Source organism: Bacillus sp. ISL-77, from assembly GCF_018613105.1.
The window spans coordinates 63489-78367 of the sequence record NZ_JAGGQY010000051.1; the positions used below are offsets into that span (position 1 = coordinate 63489).

At 36.7% G+C, this 14879-nt stretch carries 20 protein-coding genes; 7 read left to right on the forward strand and 13 right to left on the reverse strand.

The genetic code is table 11. The features are described 5' to 3' along the window. Positions 1–65 precede the first annotated feature (65 nt). Positions 66–629 (reverse strand): DUF2062 domain-containing protein, encoded by a 564-nt coding sequence (locus J7E77_RS20840; protein ID WP_168243346.1) that lies wholly within the window; start codon positions 627–629, stop codon positions 66–68. A gap of 143 nt (positions 630–772) precedes the next feature. Continuing rightward, entirely contained in the window at positions 773–1579 is an 807-nt protein-coding gene (locus J7E77_RS20845; protein ID WP_214716786.1) for an HAD family hydrolase, read from the reverse strand. Between the two features lie 236 nt (positions 1580–1815). Here J7E77_RS20845 and J7E77_RS20850 point away from each other — a divergent pair, with 236 nt between their 5' ends. Beyond that, a complete protein-coding gene (locus J7E77_RS20850) occupies positions 1816–3078 on the forward strand; it encodes an MFS transporter (protein ID WP_214716787.1) in 1263 nt (420 codons plus the stop codon). A gap of 61 nt (positions 3079–3139) precedes the next feature. Here J7E77_RS20850 and J7E77_RS20855 read toward each other — a convergent pair whose 3' ends face one another. Beyond that, positions 3140–3652: a hypothetical protein gene (locus J7E77_RS20855; protein ID WP_214716788.1), complete on the reverse strand. Its 513-nt coding sequence runs from the start codon at positions 3650–3652 to the stop codon at positions 3140–3142. 213 nt (positions 3653–3865) lie between these two features. Here J7E77_RS20855 and J7E77_RS20860 point away from each other — a divergent pair, with 213 nt between their 5' ends. Further along, entirely contained in the window at positions 3866–4963 is a 1098-nt protein-coding gene (locus tag J7E77_RS20860) for an AbrB family transcriptional regulator (RefSeq protein ID WP_214716789.1), read from the forward strand. Positions 4964–5035: 72 nt separating this feature from the next. Then, complete coding sequence (locus J7E77_RS20865; protein WP_214716790.1) at positions 5036–5773, forward strand: metallophosphoesterase family protein; 738 nt, start codon at positions 5036–5038, stop codon at positions 5771–5773. A 136-nt stretch (positions 5774–5909) separates the two neighbouring features. Here the strand turns inward: J7E77_RS20865 and J7E77_RS20870 are convergent, their stop codons facing one another. Together J7E77_RS20870 and J7E77_RS20875 are read right to left on the reverse strand one after the other, a co-directional pair. Continuing rightward, positions 5910–6563, reverse strand: a complete 654-nt coding sequence (locus J7E77_RS20870; protein WP_214716974.1) for a YcnI family copper-binding membrane protein — start codon at positions 6561–6563, stop codon at positions 5910–5912. A gap of 58 nt (positions 6564–6621) precedes the next feature. After that, the gene (locus J7E77_RS20875) at positions 6622–7215 is read right to left on the reverse strand and encodes a DeoR family transcriptional regulator (protein ID WP_214716791.1); all 594 of its coding nucleotides are present in this window, start codon (positions 7213–7215) and stop codon (positions 6622–6624) included. Between the two features lie 238 nt (positions 7216–7453). Between J7E77_RS20875 and J7E77_RS20880 the strand changes: the two genes are divergently transcribed. Next, positions 7454–7771: a hypothetical protein gene (locus J7E77_RS20880; protein WP_088087033.1), complete on the forward strand. Its 318-nt coding sequence runs from the start codon at positions 7454–7456 to the stop codon at positions 7769–7771. A 138-nt stretch (positions 7772–7909) separates the two neighbouring features. Further along, positions 7910–8131: a hypothetical protein gene (locus J7E77_RS20885; RefSeq protein ID WP_088087032.1), complete on the forward strand. Its 222-nt coding sequence runs from the start codon at positions 7910–7912 to the stop codon at positions 8129–8131. 46 nt (positions 8132–8177) lie between these two features. On the opposite strand, the gene J7E77_RS31260 is transcribed toward J7E77_RS20885, so the two are convergent. Next, complete coding sequence (locus J7E77_RS31260) at positions 8178–8999, reverse strand: GNAT family N-acetyltransferase (RefSeq protein WP_214716792.1); 822 nt, start codon at positions 8997–8999, stop codon at positions 8178–8180. Between the two features lie 237 nt (positions 9000–9236). Here J7E77_RS31260 and J7E77_RS20895 point away from each other — a divergent pair, with 237 nt between their 5' ends. Beyond that, on the forward strand, positions 9237–9455 hold the full coding sequence (locus tag J7E77_RS20895) for a hypothetical protein (RefSeq protein ID WP_214716793.1): 219 nt from the start codon (positions 9237–9239) through the stop codon (positions 9453–9455). Between the two features lie 251 nt (positions 9456–9706). On the opposite strand, the gene J7E77_RS20900 is transcribed toward J7E77_RS20895, so the two are convergent. The 6 genes from J7E77_RS20900 to J7E77_RS20925 form a co-directional block, all read right to left on the reverse strand. Beyond that, positions 9707–9922, reverse strand: coding sequence for a hypothetical protein (locus tag J7E77_RS20900; RefSeq protein WP_214716794.1), 216 nt, complete (start codon positions 9920–9922; stop codon positions 9707–9709). A 114-nt stretch (positions 9923–10036) separates the two neighbouring features. Continuing rightward, complete coding sequence (locus J7E77_RS20905; protein WP_214716795.1) at positions 10037–10363, reverse strand: antibiotic biosynthesis monooxygenase family protein; 327 nt, start codon at positions 10361–10363, stop codon at positions 10037–10039. 197 nt (positions 10364–10560) lie between these two features. Then, positions 10561–10950 carry a YybH family protein gene (locus tag J7E77_RS20910; protein WP_168246077.1) on the reverse strand — a complete coding sequence of 130 codons (390 nt, stop codon included), beginning with the start codon at positions 10948–10950 and terminating at the stop codon, positions 10561–10563. Positions 10951–10972: 22 nt separating this feature from the next. After that, positions 10973–11428, reverse strand: a complete 456-nt coding sequence (locus tag J7E77_RS20915; RefSeq protein ID WP_214716796.1) for a GNAT family N-acetyltransferase — start codon at positions 11426–11428, stop codon at positions 10973–10975. Between the two features lie 278 nt (positions 11429–11706). Further along, on the reverse strand, positions 11707–12288 hold the full coding sequence (clpP, locus tag J7E77_RS20920) for an ATP-dependent Clp endopeptidase proteolytic subunit ClpP (RefSeq protein WP_214716797.1): 582 nt from the start codon (positions 12286–12288) through the stop codon (positions 11707–11709). A 27-nt stretch (positions 12289–12315) separates the two neighbouring features. Continuing rightward, the gene (locus J7E77_RS20925; protein ID WP_214716798.1) at positions 12316–13035 is read right to left on the reverse strand and encodes a sigma-70 family RNA polymerase sigma factor; all 720 of its coding nucleotides are present in this window, start codon (positions 13033–13035) and stop codon (positions 12316–12318) included. A 353-nt stretch (positions 13036–13388) separates the two neighbouring features. Between J7E77_RS20925 and J7E77_RS20930 the strand changes: the two genes are divergently transcribed. Continuing rightward, positions 13389–13805 carry a DUF6220 domain-containing protein gene (locus J7E77_RS20930; RefSeq protein ID WP_214716799.1) on the forward strand — a complete coding sequence of 139 codons (417 nt, stop codon included), beginning with the start codon at positions 13389–13391 and terminating at the stop codon, positions 13803–13805. A gap of 70 nt (positions 13806–13875) precedes the next feature. Here J7E77_RS20930 and J7E77_RS20935 read toward each other — a convergent pair whose 3' ends face one another. Next, positions 13876–14862, reverse strand: a complete 987-nt coding sequence (locus tag J7E77_RS20935; RefSeq protein WP_214716800.1) for a carbohydrate kinase family protein — start codon at positions 14860–14862, stop codon at positions 13876–13878. Positions 14863–14879 lie beyond the last annotated feature (17 nt).

Genomic DNA, 14879 nt, shown 5'->3' on the forward strand with positions numbered 1-14879 from the left:
AAAAAAAAGAAAACACCTTCCACTAGTTCAGATGTTAAGTGGAGGCGTTTTCTATTTCGAAACAATTAAACATAATTCTGCTTGATTGAATTGAGAGGTGTCTCTCGTTTATTGCGCCTTCTTTTAAGCCTTTTCGTTTTTTCTTTTTCATAAAAATGATAAACAATAAAGTAAGAACTAAAGCTTAGGATCATCCCAAAAATGGTCATACCTATTAAAGTATGGAAGCCTCCATGAAGGATACTTATTAGACTATGAAGATCACCGTGAATTAACTTTTGAAAAGAAAATGATGACTTGTGGCCTAAATTTACCTTCATAGGAAAAATCAATTTCCCGATTTTTTTTGCAAAAGGTAACAGAATAACTGGAAGAAGGGTTAGTTTCCCGATGACATTACCAATAATGGATGCAGGTAATGAACCTTTCGCTAAACGGACGATCGGTACAAATAATATATAAATAAGCGAACCTGTTGAGAGAACCAACATTTCCAAACCAAGGCCCAGCGCAAATCCTAAGGATACTTTTCTAGCTCCACCAGGAGACCGTAGAAGTTTAGTAATATTAAACTTAAAAGCACGTCCAAATCGCTGCAAAAAATTATACTTTTTTGGTTTTATGCTCATGATGGTATCTCCTTACTACAATTGATAAGTTTATTATACTCTATATGAGCCATAACTACTATTCTAAGAAATCAACTAATTAAATAAAAATAGAGCTGATTCCATCTTGGAACCAGCTCTGCATTAAATGGGACTTCACTGACTTACGCTTGAACCTCTTTTTTTAAATGAACCCATTCTTGAGACCGGATTTCTTTGACAGAATCCCTCCTAGTTTTTCCACGAGAATATGCTTGTTCTCTAATATATTCTGGTAATTGAACAAGTGATTTTAATTCGGCATACGTACCGATTGGTTCAATTTCTATATCCACGATATTATAGCTCCACTCTATCTCCGCTGGGATATGAATAGCATTTAGACCAAGCTCAATCGCCGGCTTGATGTCTGTTTTGAGTGAATTTCCAATCAGCCAAGTATTCTTTTTATCTGCGTTTATTTTGTTTAAAACCTGTTGCAATGCTTCTGTAGTTTTATGTTCAAAGATAAAGATTCTTTCTTCAAAGTAATCCGTTAAGCGCAATTGGGTAATTTTTCTTTTTTGATTCTCTTCATCTCCTCCAGTAAATAAATATAATTGATGCCCCTCTGCTTGTAAGGTATCCAAGATTTCATACATATAAGGAAAAGGTTTCACCTTTCTTTGAAAAACACTTTGGCCAATTTTTTCTACTTGATTTAGTTCAGACGCTTTCATTTTTCTCCCCGTTTTTTCGCAAAAATACCGATAGGTTGCCACAAGGGATTGCGTATATAAGGAAGAATGCAAGCCATTAATTTCAACAGTTTTTATATCAATTTCAGATTGTTTTTGGAGAATTTCCTGCTTCGGAACGGATTTAAACCATTTCTTCATCACATTTGCAAATCTGTTTCTAGATTCTACAAAGTATTTATTACAATGAATCAAGGTGTCATCTAAATCCAATATTAAGGTTTGTTGATTCATGAACCAATCCCCCCTTAAATAGTGGTGTAACCTAAGTATATGGGTTAAAATCATTTTCATGATAAAATGAGCCTTTCCCATCAAAAGTTAGTGCATTAGTATTAGCGGACAATGTAAAAACGGAAATAAACTTTTCAATATAATAGTGACACTAACAAAAGCCAGTGTCTCGATAGACCCTAATTAAGATTTATATAGTATAATAAGGAAATTATAGCAAACAGGAGAAGAGAACATTGGAAAAACAAAATAGCAAGTATAGATGGGTCGTTTTTGTATCAATTTTATTAACGTATTTATTAATTGTTAGTCAACGAACAGCTCCAGGGTTAATTTCCGATCAATTGATGAAAGATTTCAACATTACAGCTTCTACGATTGGATTACTGACAAGTATTCAATTTTTTGCCTATGCTGGTCTGCAAATTCCTATTGGGATCTTGTCTGATCGATTTGGCCCCAACTTTTTTCTAGTGATTGGGGCGCTTCTTACTGGAATAGGTACATTAATTTATAGTCTAGCCACGAATGAAATAGTGCTTCTTTTTGCTAGATTATTGGTAGGTACGGGTGATTCAGCTATTTGGGTTAATTTAGTGTTGATCCTAAGTCAATGGTTTAAAGTGCGGGAGTTTGTTGGATTACTGGGCATAGCTGGAATGGCAGGGAGTTTTGGCTTTTTGCTAGCGACCGTCCCCTTTTCAGCATGGATTACACTATCCGGCTGGCGCGCCCCCTTTTTTACATCTGGAATTATGGTAGTTCTCTGTGGAGTACTTCTCTACTATGTCCTAGTAAAAAAACCAAAGACTTTTGAATGGAACGATACCATACCTAAAAAACAAAAAAAGCCTCGTGAAAAAACGCTGATTTTGTTACGTCGTATTTTTTCCACCCGCCAAGCATGGGCCACGTTCTTCTGTCACTTTGGTACTGTTGGAACGTATGTAGGATTTATTGGTTCGTGGGCTGTCCCCTATGGGATGCATGTATATGGATTGTCTCGTTCAGATGCGAGTCAACTGATTATGGTAGGTCTTTTCGGGGCAATTATTGGTGCTCCATTAACTAGCTGGATTTCCAGCCGCTTAGACTCGATTAAACGTCCGTATGTTATTGTTCACTGCATTGTGTTTTTATGCTGGGCGTCATTCCTTTTCATGAATGGAAAGCCGCCAGTCTTAATGCTTACGATTATTTTCTTTCTTATAGGATACGGAAATGGAGCGAGTGCTTTAACCTTTGCGATTGTTAGAAAATCCTTCGATATTAAAGAAGTCGGGGTTGTTTCTGGCTTTGCCAATATGGGCGGTTTTTTAAGTGCTGTTCTTTTGCCAAGTATTTTTGGGAAAGTGTTAGACCATTTCCACGCATCTGCAAGTAGTATAGGATACCAATATGGTTTTATTATTCCTGTCATTTTCTCTTTACTAGGGTTATTGGGTGGATTGATTATCGTGGAGAAACGACAAGAAGTTTTGCAAAGTCAGGTAAATTAATTTTCTTAATTAAACAAAAAACTAGGGAACTCATAATGGGCTTCCTAGTTTTTTTCTGTTATTATTCGATTTTGTAATCCATGACCCACTCGGTGTTTGGCAGGTAGTTAATCAGGAAACGGCGTCCTTCCACATTTTTTTCGATTGGATATTGTGGATTTGGAGATATATTTAAACGTTTGTTATGGATTATTACAGTAATAGTTCCTTGGATTTCACCCTTGGAAGGTTTCTCATAAACAATTTTTGAAGGAATCCCTTCTAATATTGTGTAATTCTTTTTTATGTAAGCCGGTGAATCTGCCCAAAACGCAGAAGCGCTGAACAAGGCTAGAGCTCCAAGTCCCAGAATCCCTAAGCGATAGATCCACATGACCGATGAGCCGATATAAGGTAATTCTTGCACCCTTGTGAATCCCTTCCAGACATTTTTCACTTTTAAACTAATTAATATGAATGATAAACCTGCGCCAGTTAAGCCAATCGCGCAGAATGGGAAGATATTTGTATACATGCCAAGTGGGACTAATAAGAAGAAGGTAATACCCAGTCCTAAAATAAATGGTGCTTTCATATATTACTCTCCTTTTCAGCTATATTTTCCATGTAAACTTTCCCGATTATTATGTGTAATTCTTCCCAAAATTACTTCACTCAAATGCACCAGTTTAGATTAAATTTCCACACCATGATAAAATAGTTTATGCGCGGAATTACATAAATATCGTGTTTCCTTGCTTCAAGGTTGTTAATATTCAATTAATTTATAGAGATAGAAGGGTTCTGCTTGATCAAATTTGCAAATGACGACAAAAGGATTCGATTTTGTGTCTCATTGTTAATCGCTTTAATAGGAGGATTTACGTTCGTTGCACTACATACACCTATTCCATGGCTGCTTGGACCTATGGCAGCTGTTTTAATTGGCTCAAGGTTTAGAAAGGTTCAGTTTTACTGGCCTAGTACCATTCGCGACATAGGTTTAGTGATTGTCGGATATTCGGTTGGCCTCTCGTTCACAAAAGAAGCACTTTTGGAAATAATGGCTAAACTGCCTTCCATGTTGCTGATGACAGTATTACTTGTTTGTTTTTGTGCTGGAATTGCTTTTGTTGTTTCTAAGTTAACTGGTGTAGATTATCCAACCGTGTTGATTGGAAGTATTCCGGGCGGGCTATCACAAATGATTATTTTCGCCGAAGAATTAAAAGGAATTAATATTACTACGGTGACCTTTCTTCAGGTAGCTAGATTGATTATGATTATTTTCTTTGTTCCTTTTCTAATATTAGGTCCGCTTTTTAAAAATACGACAAACACAACTTCGGACTTGTTTAATAGTGGTACAGTCTCCCCTATCCCACTTTTTCCAACCATCATTTGGTTTGTTGTTATTTGTGTGGTTTGTGCATTTCTTGCTCGGAAATTCAAATTTCCTACTCCCTATTTGTTAGGTCCAATTTTAGGAACAGCAGTCATCCATTTATCTGGCTTGCATGGTCCAGCGTTACCAGCTTCGATTCTTGATGTATCTCAATTTATGATTGGCGGGTACATTGGTTTGCTATTAAAGCCTGAAAAACTGGAGCACAAAACAAAAATTATTACACTTGCGCTCCTTAGTGGGATGGTAATGATTTTGGTCTCCATCGGGCTAAGTTTATTACTCGTTGCTTACTACCCTATCAACCATTCAACCAGTTTTTTAGCTTTGGCTCCTGGAGGAATGGATCAAATGGGAATTCTCGCTCATGAGGTCCATGCCGATTTATCGATGGTGACCGGCTATCAACTTTTTCGACTCTTTTTTATTTACTTTGCCGTTCCACCGCTTCTAAGATGGATTTTTAAAGTCGGGATGAGGAATACAGCAAAGACCCCTTAGGTCCTATGGCCCAAATATTTGTATTTTATTACTTGCAGATGTGTAAACTATCGGAAAAACGGAGATTAGAAAATGGAGAAGAAAATAGCAATCATAACGGATATTCATGGTAATTATTCGGCATTAATGGCAGTTTTGAATGAGATTGACAAGGACGAAAAGATTGAGCATATCTATTGTTTGGGAGATTTGATCGGGATTGGGTATGAAACAAATGAGGTTCTTGAGCTCCTAAGTTCACGTTCTGATATTTCGTTTGTTATGGGAAACCACGATGAAGCTATTTTGGATATTATTGCAGGGAGAGAGCCTTATAGCAGGGGTAGTGAAAAGGTACATCATCAATGGATTGCAGCCCATCTAGAACATAAGTTTATTCCGTTTTTAACCGAGATTCCTGTCACGTTAGAATCGATTTACAATGGTAAAAGATTGTTTTTTGTTCACTACCATTTGAATGAACTAAATAAATTTATCTCCGTGGATAAAGAGCCAACCGAGGAGAAACTTGACGCCTTTTACCAGACATCTAATGCGGATATTGTTTGTTTTGGCCATCATCACGTGATCCATCACTTTAAATCCATGGAGCGACTCTATCTCAACCCAAGCTCTTTGGGCTGTAATAATAAGCCATTGGCCACATACGCTGTTGTGACGATTGGTGAACAGGGTGATATTTCTGTTGCTTTTAGGGAAGTGCCGTATGACAATAAAGAATTTCTGATCGGTTTTAACAGATTGAATGTACCTGATGCGGATTATATTTTAAAAATATTTTATGGCGATCAACATTTGAAATTTATGTAATTCTGTTTACCGCATCTAAGGTAAACCCCGGGCAGACTTTTTTATTCGTAAAATAATAGCCCTCGATTAAAATTTCCATAAAAAATGACGATGAACTTGGATCATTCCAAGCTTATCGTCATTTTTTTAATAGGTATTACTTTTTACGAATGGCAAATACAAGAGCCACTAATGATAACAAGGCTGCAACAACCGATAAGATGGTCGGAAGTGAATTAGTGTTATCAGAGTCTGTTTTTTTAGCTTCAACTGTTTTTGTTTCTTCTTTTTTCGTTTCTTCCATTTTAGCATTGTCGTTGTGGTCATCCGTTGATGCGCCTGCAACAATGTCAGTTATGGAATGAGGACTATCTGCTCCTTCGTCCCCTGTCCATTCTACTATGCTGCCATCTTTATAATATTGAAAAGCATCCCAAGTTGCTTTAGTTGCTGTTTCAGGGTTTTTTCCAACAAACGTAAATTGCTGGAATTGACCAGGTAAAATTCCGTCACCTGTTGCTTCGAAAGTAAATGATTTTACAATACCTTTCGCATCTTTTTCATTGGAATATTTCCATCCAGGGACTGGCTGATAAGACTTAATTTCAACTCCAGCTGGTGCTTTTAATGTGAATTTAGTTGTGGCTATATCCTTTTCAACTGGAACTTTAACTGTATATGTTTCCCATGCACCTGTTGTCGACGTTTTCGGTGCTACTGTCACATGGGCACTTGCCACACTTGAGAATAATAATAAACCTAATACTGTTGGTAAAAACACTTTAGAAATCTTTTTCAATGTACGTTTCATCATTTTTGCTCCTCTATGTTGATTAATTACTGCAAAAGTAAAAGCTTCCTTCTTACTTTCATTCCAATAATCCCTCTTTTTTATTGCATCCACATCCACTTTGACCATTCATTCTTTTTTGTATTTCTAAGATGGCTTCTCCGAATCGGAGAACAATTCCACCAAAACCTTTTTGAAATTGATCGGCATGTTTTAATGAATCAAAAGCTAATACTTGTGGCTGGCAGCAATTCAAATTAAAATCTGCGTCAAGTAAGAAATACGCCATTTTTGCACTAATGGTCGTATCCTGAAGGAAATCGCGACAAATGATTTGAGAAACATCTTTTTCTATGTCCTTATATCGTAATAAGCCACAATGAGGACAGCAAAGGTGCTCTACCCTTAACTCGTGGGTTATAATTTGAACTGGGTGGCGATTATTTGATTCCTTCAAGCAATATGTACATGCGCTTGAAGAAGTGTTAGTTTCTTGTGTTATGCAGATTCCACCTGAAGTTTTAATGACCTTTTTGTCCTCTATTAATGGCTTTATATCTAGATAAACGGTCATTTCAGAAACTTGTAAACGATTGCTAATTTCTGTAATAGATAGGGTTCCTTCATTATTTAACCAAGTTAATAGTTGCTGTCGACGTTCAATAGGTAACAATTGTGCACCTCCTTCAAGATTTGTTGAAATTGCTTTTATATATTAAGATTAGAATACCTTTAAGATACTAACAAGGTATAAATGTGAATAACTTGTGAAATTTTATCAACGAAATCACATTTTCTCACAAAACTTAACAGGTGGTTGAATTAAGAAATAGGTATAAAGACATAAGGAAGATAGGAGGATTTACATTCCTATCATTTCTCTTAAAATACATAGAAGGAGGTAGAGAACAATGATTAAAAGAGTGATCATCCTTTTGGTGCTCTCATCAATTTTAATAGCATTAGTATTAGTAAAAGATCATACTTCTGCTCCTGTTAACAATACTATAACTAAAAACAATGGTTCCTCTGAGTACACCACGGTAGAATACAAGATTAGTAAAATTAAAGGGAAGCAATACTACGGAAAAAGTGATGACGGAACAGATATCATCTTTTCTTCAAAGAACATCCTTTCGGGTGATAAGATACGCGTTCATGATGTGGTCATATGCTATTTTGATAAGAATAATTTAGGAAAAGGGTTAGTCAAAGTGGAGAAGAAATAGATATTACAAGATACCCCCTTGTGTGGCTTCTGCCCACTTCATTCGAGGGGTAGATTTCTTTTTTACAGAAGTATTGTTGCAAAAAATGAAGTGATTTTCTATTCATAACCACAATTAATTACAGAAAGGAAAATTAGATTGAAGGAATTTACAGTTTGCTATACGTTTGATCATGAGATAATAACCGAAAAAATGATAAAAGAATTAGATGTTAATAAAGAAGATGTTGAACAAGAAGTAGTGGAAATGATGGAGCGTAACAAATACTTTATCGTGAAAAATGATCAAGGGAATTATATTATAAATTCCTATTTAGTTCGTTTTGTACGAATAATTAATGAAAGGATATTAGTCAAATAAACTAGCTGTTAGCCTTGGAAGGAATCTTTTGCCTCTCTATTTGAGATTACTTAAATAGCGGGCTCTTCATAATTACCTTATTATAAGCTAATTTAAAACCGTTTCTTTCCATATTCCTAGCGGATGTGTTATTCGGTTTTGTCGTCACAGTCAAATGAGTACATCCTTTAGACTTTGCATACTTAATTCTTTCTTCAATTAGTACATTTTGATAGCCTCTTCCTCTGTGTGTTTGAATCGTACTAGTTAAGAACATTTCACCGAGCTGGTCAGATATTGCTACGAATCCCCCTGCCACACTTTCTTCCTTTTCTTTTAATAAAAAAGCAGCTGAATGAGATAAATTTAAAAAACCTCTTACGGATTCGATTGAATCCTCCGTTGTGTTCTGGTCGCTTGAAAAACCAAGGGCAACGGTTCGTGCCCATTCATATGATTCTTCAGCACCCACTTTTACTATTGAAACCTCGTCATTTCTTAGGTTTCCTTTGTTTGGATTCCACTCCTCTAATTTGAGTACCCAAACAGCTAGAAATTGTTCTAGAGTGTATCCTGATTCTTGGAGTATTTTTAGTAATGGTTGATCAGAAAAGGGAGTTAACTCTAAATGTATATTTGAACAATTATCTTTTTTCCGAATGATGTTTTCTACCCTCTCGATATCACTGGTTAAAACATCTCCATTTAAGCCAAAGCCTACACCAAAACAATAATTATCCATATGAAACACAGTGCCCTTTCCATCTAAAGACAAATAATCTCCATTATAAGTTGGTGACAATTTCTTTCGATTAATAATGTATTCCATGGTCCCTTGAATTTTTATATCCTCTATTTTCCTTGCTAATTCTTCATTATTTAAAATCACCGATGTCGGCCCCCGAACGCATTTATGTATCTTTCATTTTTCAATAAACATACCCAATATTAATTCTACACAGTTTTTTTATTTTGAAAAGTTACGATTATTACCCCCAGCTAAAATTGAGGTAAACAGCATTTTTCAATTTTTTTTTGTATTAGTAATTTGGTCTAAATTTAACTCATATATTTTATATGAGCATTTTTTATGTATCATATATCATAAGAAATAGGTGAGACCAAAATGTTTGCTGTTCATTTTATTGAAAAAAATAACGTTTTATTAACTCAGCTGCTTAATCGTGTTCCAACCGAAGGTGAAGAGTTAAAAATTAAAGGTCGAAAGGCAAAAGTTGAAAGTGTTAAGAATATTGATGATCTCAATATTCATGTTCTGGTTTCTATAGAGGTTGTTAATAAAAATAAACTTGTTGTAGATAATTCAAAAAAGAAAAAGCGGTAAACAAGAATAAGAACGAACATGTTAGATTTTCATCTCTAATATGTGCGTTCTTTTTATTTTGTTTTCACAACCTTGAAATATATTCACAGCTGATTTTTTTATCTTCTGACAGTGCGAATTATTGGTGAATTAGCCTAAATTTAGTGGAAATATGTCCATCAAAATATACTATGCATAAGCTATAAAGAATTAATTTATTGCAAAGAAGGTGAATTTAATGACTCATGGACATGGTCAATCACATTCCTCATTTATGCCTTGGGAACAGTGGCATCAGCACAATCCACACGGTAGTTGGCAACAATGGCACCAACAACACCCTTATATGCCTTGGCAGCAGTGGCATCACCACTATCCTCATGGCACTCATCATCAGTGGCAACAACAACATCCTTGGGTACCTTGGCAGCAGTGGCATCACCATCATCCTCATGGTACCTGGCAGCAATGGCATCAAATGTATCCACATAGACAGGACTGATATTTTAAACAATCAAGATGGAGGTGAATTATTCACCTCTTTTTTTTACACTGAAAAGCACCATTTTATCAAGGTAATTAATACAAAAATCAGCCAAAAGTCACATTTCAAAAAAGTTATGTCTCTCTACACGGCATACTCTAAGAGAAAAATTCTTGTACCATTCTTTTTTCCCTTTATCCTGTGCTATTCTATGAGCAGAATTTTCCTTCCAGTTCTTTATAGATTCTAAAGAATCCCAATATGAAACTGTAATTCCTAACCCTTCATCCCTTGCACTTTCCACACCTAAGAATCCTTTTTGCTGAGAAGCTAACTCTACCATTTTATCTGCCATTTTTCCATAACCACTGTCACCTTTAGTTCTCTGTGAAGCAAAAATCACTGCGTAGTACGGTGGTTCAGGCGTTTTTGCAATTCCACTCATATTTCATTCCCCCAAAAAGTTTAATCTAATAATAATTTTAATACTTTTTTTCAATTAAATGCAGCCTACGCAATCATTGAAAATAACGTAGAAGATCGGTCGACCATATCGGCACAATTGTGCTAGATTTGAATAAGAAAGGAGTTGATTACCCAAGTATGAGAGGTAACCAACTCTTTTTATTTGTCCTCGGATGTCTAATTATTGATCAATTCGGTCCCATATGAGTTATCGATTGCACAAAGCCAATCACCTTGTAAATTTTTCTTAAATACATAGGTCGCCTTTCTATCCATAGAATATTCTGAATCCTTTTTATCGGCAGCGAGTAGTGTTTGGGAAATGACTAATGCTGTGTCTCCAGCTTCTAGAATAATCATTTCCCCCTGTGTTGGTACAACACTGTTATTGAAATAATTTGCAATCGCAATAAATGCTTTTTTGATTTCCTCTTTTCCGCGTGCAATCATTCCAGGCTTTACAACAAGAATGGCATCATCGGTATAGTAATTCATCAGCGTATCAAAATCTTCCTGTTTAATGGCCATATCACACTTTTTGATGACCTCTTTTAATTCGTGTTCCATCATATATCCCTCCCAAACTTACTTATAATTCCATTGTCATAAATACACTATTTGGGTCGTCCATGTAATCCGCAAAAGGCATACAAGACTGGAACCCGAAACTTGCATATAGTCTTCTTGCTGGTTCAAAAGCATCCATTGATCCCGTTTCCAAGCTCAGCCTATGATAGCCCCGCTGTTTGGCTTCTTCAATTATGTGTTGCAGAAGTTGTTTTGCTACACCCTTTCTTAAATGTGAGGAAGATGTTCGCATGGATTTTATTTCTCCATGTTGACCGTCAAGTTCTTTAAGTGCCCCACAACCAACTAATTCATTGCCTTCCCATGCACTCCAGAATGTAATCTCTGGTTTTCGCAATTGCTCAAGATTTAATGCGTGGATACTTTCCGGCGGTGAATTCAGTGTCATACCATGAAGATGCTCCCCCACCAATTCAGCCACTTCTGCTCCCGTTAAATCATCTATTTTTATATCCATAGAAAATCCCCCTCAGTCTCTTTATTGGAAAATATATTAAACTATTAGCAGGAATAGTTCTAGTCTATTTTTTCAATATTTCCATATCCAATCAAAAAAGCTGCCAATGGCAGCTTTCTTGAACGATTGTACCCAACTTGATTTTGAACTTGACCCGACACAAGCAACCAGCTAATTTGATTCTCTATAATGTCAAATGTGACCCTTAGAATAAGGGTAGAATAGTACAGCCTCTATGGGTTGCATTTTATTAATACACGATATCTCTTCCATTAAACTTATTTTGGGTAGAGAATCTCATCGATTATCCCATACTCTTTCGCTTCTTCGGCACTCATGAAGTAATCTCGATCCGTATCCTTTGCCACCTTTTCAAGCGGTTGTCCGGTCCGTTCTGAAATAATCTTATTGATATGCTCTCTTAACTTTAAGATTCTTCGTGCAGAAATCTCGATTTCCGTTGCTTGCCCTCTTGCTCCACCTAACGGCTGATGAATCATAATTTCACTATTTGGCAGTGCGTACCGTTTTCCCTTTTTTCCAGCAAGCAGTAACATCGCCCCAAATGATGCGGCCATCCCTGTGCAGATTGTCCTGACATCTGGCTTAATGTATTGCATCGTGTCAAAAATGGCAAAACCAGCTGTAGTCAAACCTCCTGGGCTGTTGATATAGAGCGAAATTTCTTTATCCGGTGCGTCTGCTGCTAAAAATAATAATTGGGCCACGACACTATTGGCCGTATGTTCGTTTATTTCATCCCCAATGATAATAATTCTGTCCTTTAACAATCGTGAATAGATATCATATGAACGTTCTCCACGATTAGATTGTTCGATTACATATGGAATGGTACTCATCCCAATCCCTCCTTGAAAGCAATTTGGCTATGCAGCCATACAGAGAGTGCTTGAAGGAGTGTAATTTGGTTTGGACGAAAATTTTCCAGTAACTAGTTTAGGCACGTTACTTTTCCTTGTTCGTGAAGAAATAAATTGGATGAGGATGGCTGGGTCTTGGTTTTTCAGTGCTTCATAAAATATTTCCGAAAGAAGCTCCCTTTCTTCCTCATCCCAATATGAATCAACCGAATCAAATTGCTTCTCTTCGTTTGCTTTTTCGAGACGCTTTTTTGCGCGATGAAGATTGGACTTTACTGAGGTTTCTGTCGAATCCAATATCGTTGCAATCTCCTTCATCTGGTATCGAAAGCCCTCTTTTAACAAAAAGATGATCGCTTGATTTGGGGTGAAGTTTTTCAAAAGTAACTCAACCGAATCCCTTGTTTCATCAAGTTGATTTGTTAAAGTCTGATGGGCAAAATCGGGATCCGCTTCCACTGCTTCATGTTTCCTTTTTCGAAGCAAATCAACCCAATGATTATAGGCAATTTTATTCAGTAATGCAGAGGTCAACTTTTGCTGATTGCCATATCTTAAGGCCTTCACAAACGTCTCCTGAGCGATATCGTCCCCATCCCATCTATTGCGGGCGAGAAACTGACAATATCGTTGAAGTTTTGGATAATTTTCGCTCCAAAAATCCTCTTCAACCCTATTTTCGTGCACTTTCCCTTCTAAGCTGACCTGACTATGCTTGTGTGACATTGATTTCACTCCTTTAGCACTCTCTATCCTTTAAACGTTTCAAGAGGGATGAAAAGATACGGGTCAAAAAATTTTCTTTTATTAGATTACTTTATGTTGTTGATAATTAATATAATCTTGACCATTGCAGAAATCAAAAAGAATCTCTCGATTTAGAAACCTATCCCACAAAAAACTGACAAGTAACCTTAACGGCTTTTGTTTATTTTTTTCAAACAATGAAATCCCTAGCTAAGACTACAGACCTAGGCGAAATTACGCCTCTGGCTCATATTTAAACTATGAATATCTTGATAAACTAGAATCCAGGAGTGAGAGTGTTCACTGGTGTTATTTTGAAGGGGGATTAACCAATGGAGAAAAAAGAAGAGCCGCAAAAAGGGCGAGTCGGAAAGATTAGTTTTGTTTTATTAAGTATCCTGTTTGTGCTTTGTATTATTGGACAGGTGTTTTTGGCTGGTTTAGCCGTTTTTGTGAATCAAGGAAACTGGCCTTATCATGAAATGTTTGTGCATTTATTTGAATTTATTCCTATTTTAATGTTAGTGATGTCTTTGGTAGGGAGATTGCCGCGCTGGGCCATTTGGCAAAGTGCCGGGCTTTTTGGTCTTATTTTCGTCATTTATTTCACCGCCAACATGACCTCTGTTTTACCATGGGCTGCAGCCGCTCACCCAGTGATCGCTGTCCTGTTGTTCTGGATGTCGATCACAGTCATGAAAAGAGCCTGGGGAATGACATTTAAGTCAACGAAGGTTGAAAACGCTTAAACACTTCATAAAAATAAAAGGGGCGTCAATAACCCAATTGACGCCTTATTCTCTTGCAGCTTTTAATCTATTAGTTTTCTCCTCCGGTTTTGTCCCCAATTAATTTCATTACTAATTTTTTCGTCGGTATCGAACTAATTGCCCCTTTACCAGTGGTTGTAAGTGCCCCAGCAGCATTCGCAAATTTGAGAAGTGTCTTTTGATATGTTCTGCATACTGAATCAAGATTTGTTTGGTTTACTTGTTTTTCCAGTAATTGATACAAAAATCCACCGATAAATGCATCCCCGGCACCTGTAGTATCCTGAACCGTGACCCGATAACCTTTTGATTCAAACTTTTCATTTTTTAGATAAAGATCTGCCCCTAAAGAACCTTTTGTAAATAGAACCGCCTTAACATTACCTATAAATAATGATTGAATCGCTTCTTCCACGTCATTGATTTTTGTAATGAAGAACAATTCCTCGTCTGATATTTTTAAAATATGAGCTCTCGGAACAAAATCTAAGATTGTTTGCCTGCAGCACTCATGGTCCTCCCAAAGGGGTAAACGAACATTTGGGTCAAAACTGATCAATGTCCCCTTTTGCTCCGCTTGTTCAATTGCTTTTCTATGTGCCTGTTTCATCGGGCTTTCCACTAAATCCACTGAACCGAAATGGAGGATGTCGCCTTTGTTAAACCACTCTCCATTTATTTCTGCCTCTGTAAGCAAGAGATCAGCAGAAGGTTTCCGATAAAAGGAAAAATCTCTTTCCCCATCTTCCCGTAAGGAAACAAAAGCTAATGCGGTGTTAGCCTCTTCCGTCCTACAAATATAATCTGTTTGGACACCGGATTGGTTTAACTTTTCCACAAGAAAGTCTCCAAAGGCATCCTTCCCCAATTTGGTAATCATCGAGGATTTTCCTTCGAACGTTGCAACTGTAGCTGCAACATTTGCTGGCGCTCCCCCTGGTGCCCGTTCAAATGTCTCAACATCCTTCAACGCTTTTCCTTTTTGAAGAGGAATAAAGTCAATTAATACTTCCCCAATACAAAATAAAGTCCCCATTATTTACACCTACTTCT

Coding starts and splice junctions, on each gene's coding strand:
- J7E77_RS20910 (WP_168246077.1), bottom strand. CDS start 10,950: ATGGAACACGAATTAAAAGAGGTCATCAAAAAGTGTGATATGGCCATT.
- J7E77_RS20855 (WP_214716788.1), bottom strand. CDS start 3,652: ATGAAAGCACCATTTATTTTAGGACTGGGTATTACCTTCTTCTTATTA.
- clpP (WP_214716797.1), bottom strand. CDS start 12,288: ATGAGTACCATTCCATATGTAATCGAACAATCTAATCGTGGAGAACGT.
- J7E77_RS20895 (WP_214716793.1), top strand. CDS start 9,237: ATGTTTGCTGTTCATTTTATTGAAAAAAATAACGTTTTATTAACTCAG.
- J7E77_RS20930 (WP_214716799.1), top strand. CDS start 13,389: ATGGAGAAAAAAGAAGAGCCGCAAAAAGGGCGAGTCGGAAAGATTAGT.
- J7E77_RS20840 (WP_168243346.1), bottom strand. CDS start 629: ATGAGCATAAAACCAAAAAAGTATAATTTTTTGCAGCGATTTGGACGT.
- J7E77_RS20905 (WP_214716795.1), bottom strand. CDS start 10,363: ATGAGTGGAATTGCAAAAACGCCTGAACCACCGTACTACGCAGTGATT.
- J7E77_RS20925 (WP_214716798.1), bottom strand. CDS start 13,035: ATGTCACACAAGCATAGTCAGGTCAGCTTAGAAGGGAAAGTGCACGAA.
- J7E77_RS20935 (WP_214716800.1), bottom strand. CDS start 14,862: ATGGGGACTTTATTTTGTATTGGGGAAGTATTAATTGACTTTATTCCT.
- J7E77_RS20870 (WP_214716974.1), bottom strand. CDS start 6,563: ATGAAACGTACATTGAAAAAGATTTCTAAAGTGTTTTTACCAACAGTA.
- J7E77_RS20845 (WP_214716786.1), bottom strand. CDS start 1,579: ATGAATCAACAAACCTTAATATTGGATTTAGATGACACCTTGATTCAT.
- J7E77_RS20880 (WP_088087033.1), top strand. CDS start 7,454: ATGATTAAAAGAGTGATCATCCTTTTGGTGCTCTCATCAATTTTAATA.
- J7E77_RS20915 (WP_214716796.1), bottom strand. CDS start 11,428: ATGGATATAAAAATAGATGATTTAACGGGAGCAGAAGTGGCTGAATTG.
- J7E77_RS20865 (WP_214716790.1), top strand. CDS start 5,036: ATGGAGAAGAAAATAGCAATCATAACGGATATTCATGGTAATTATTCG.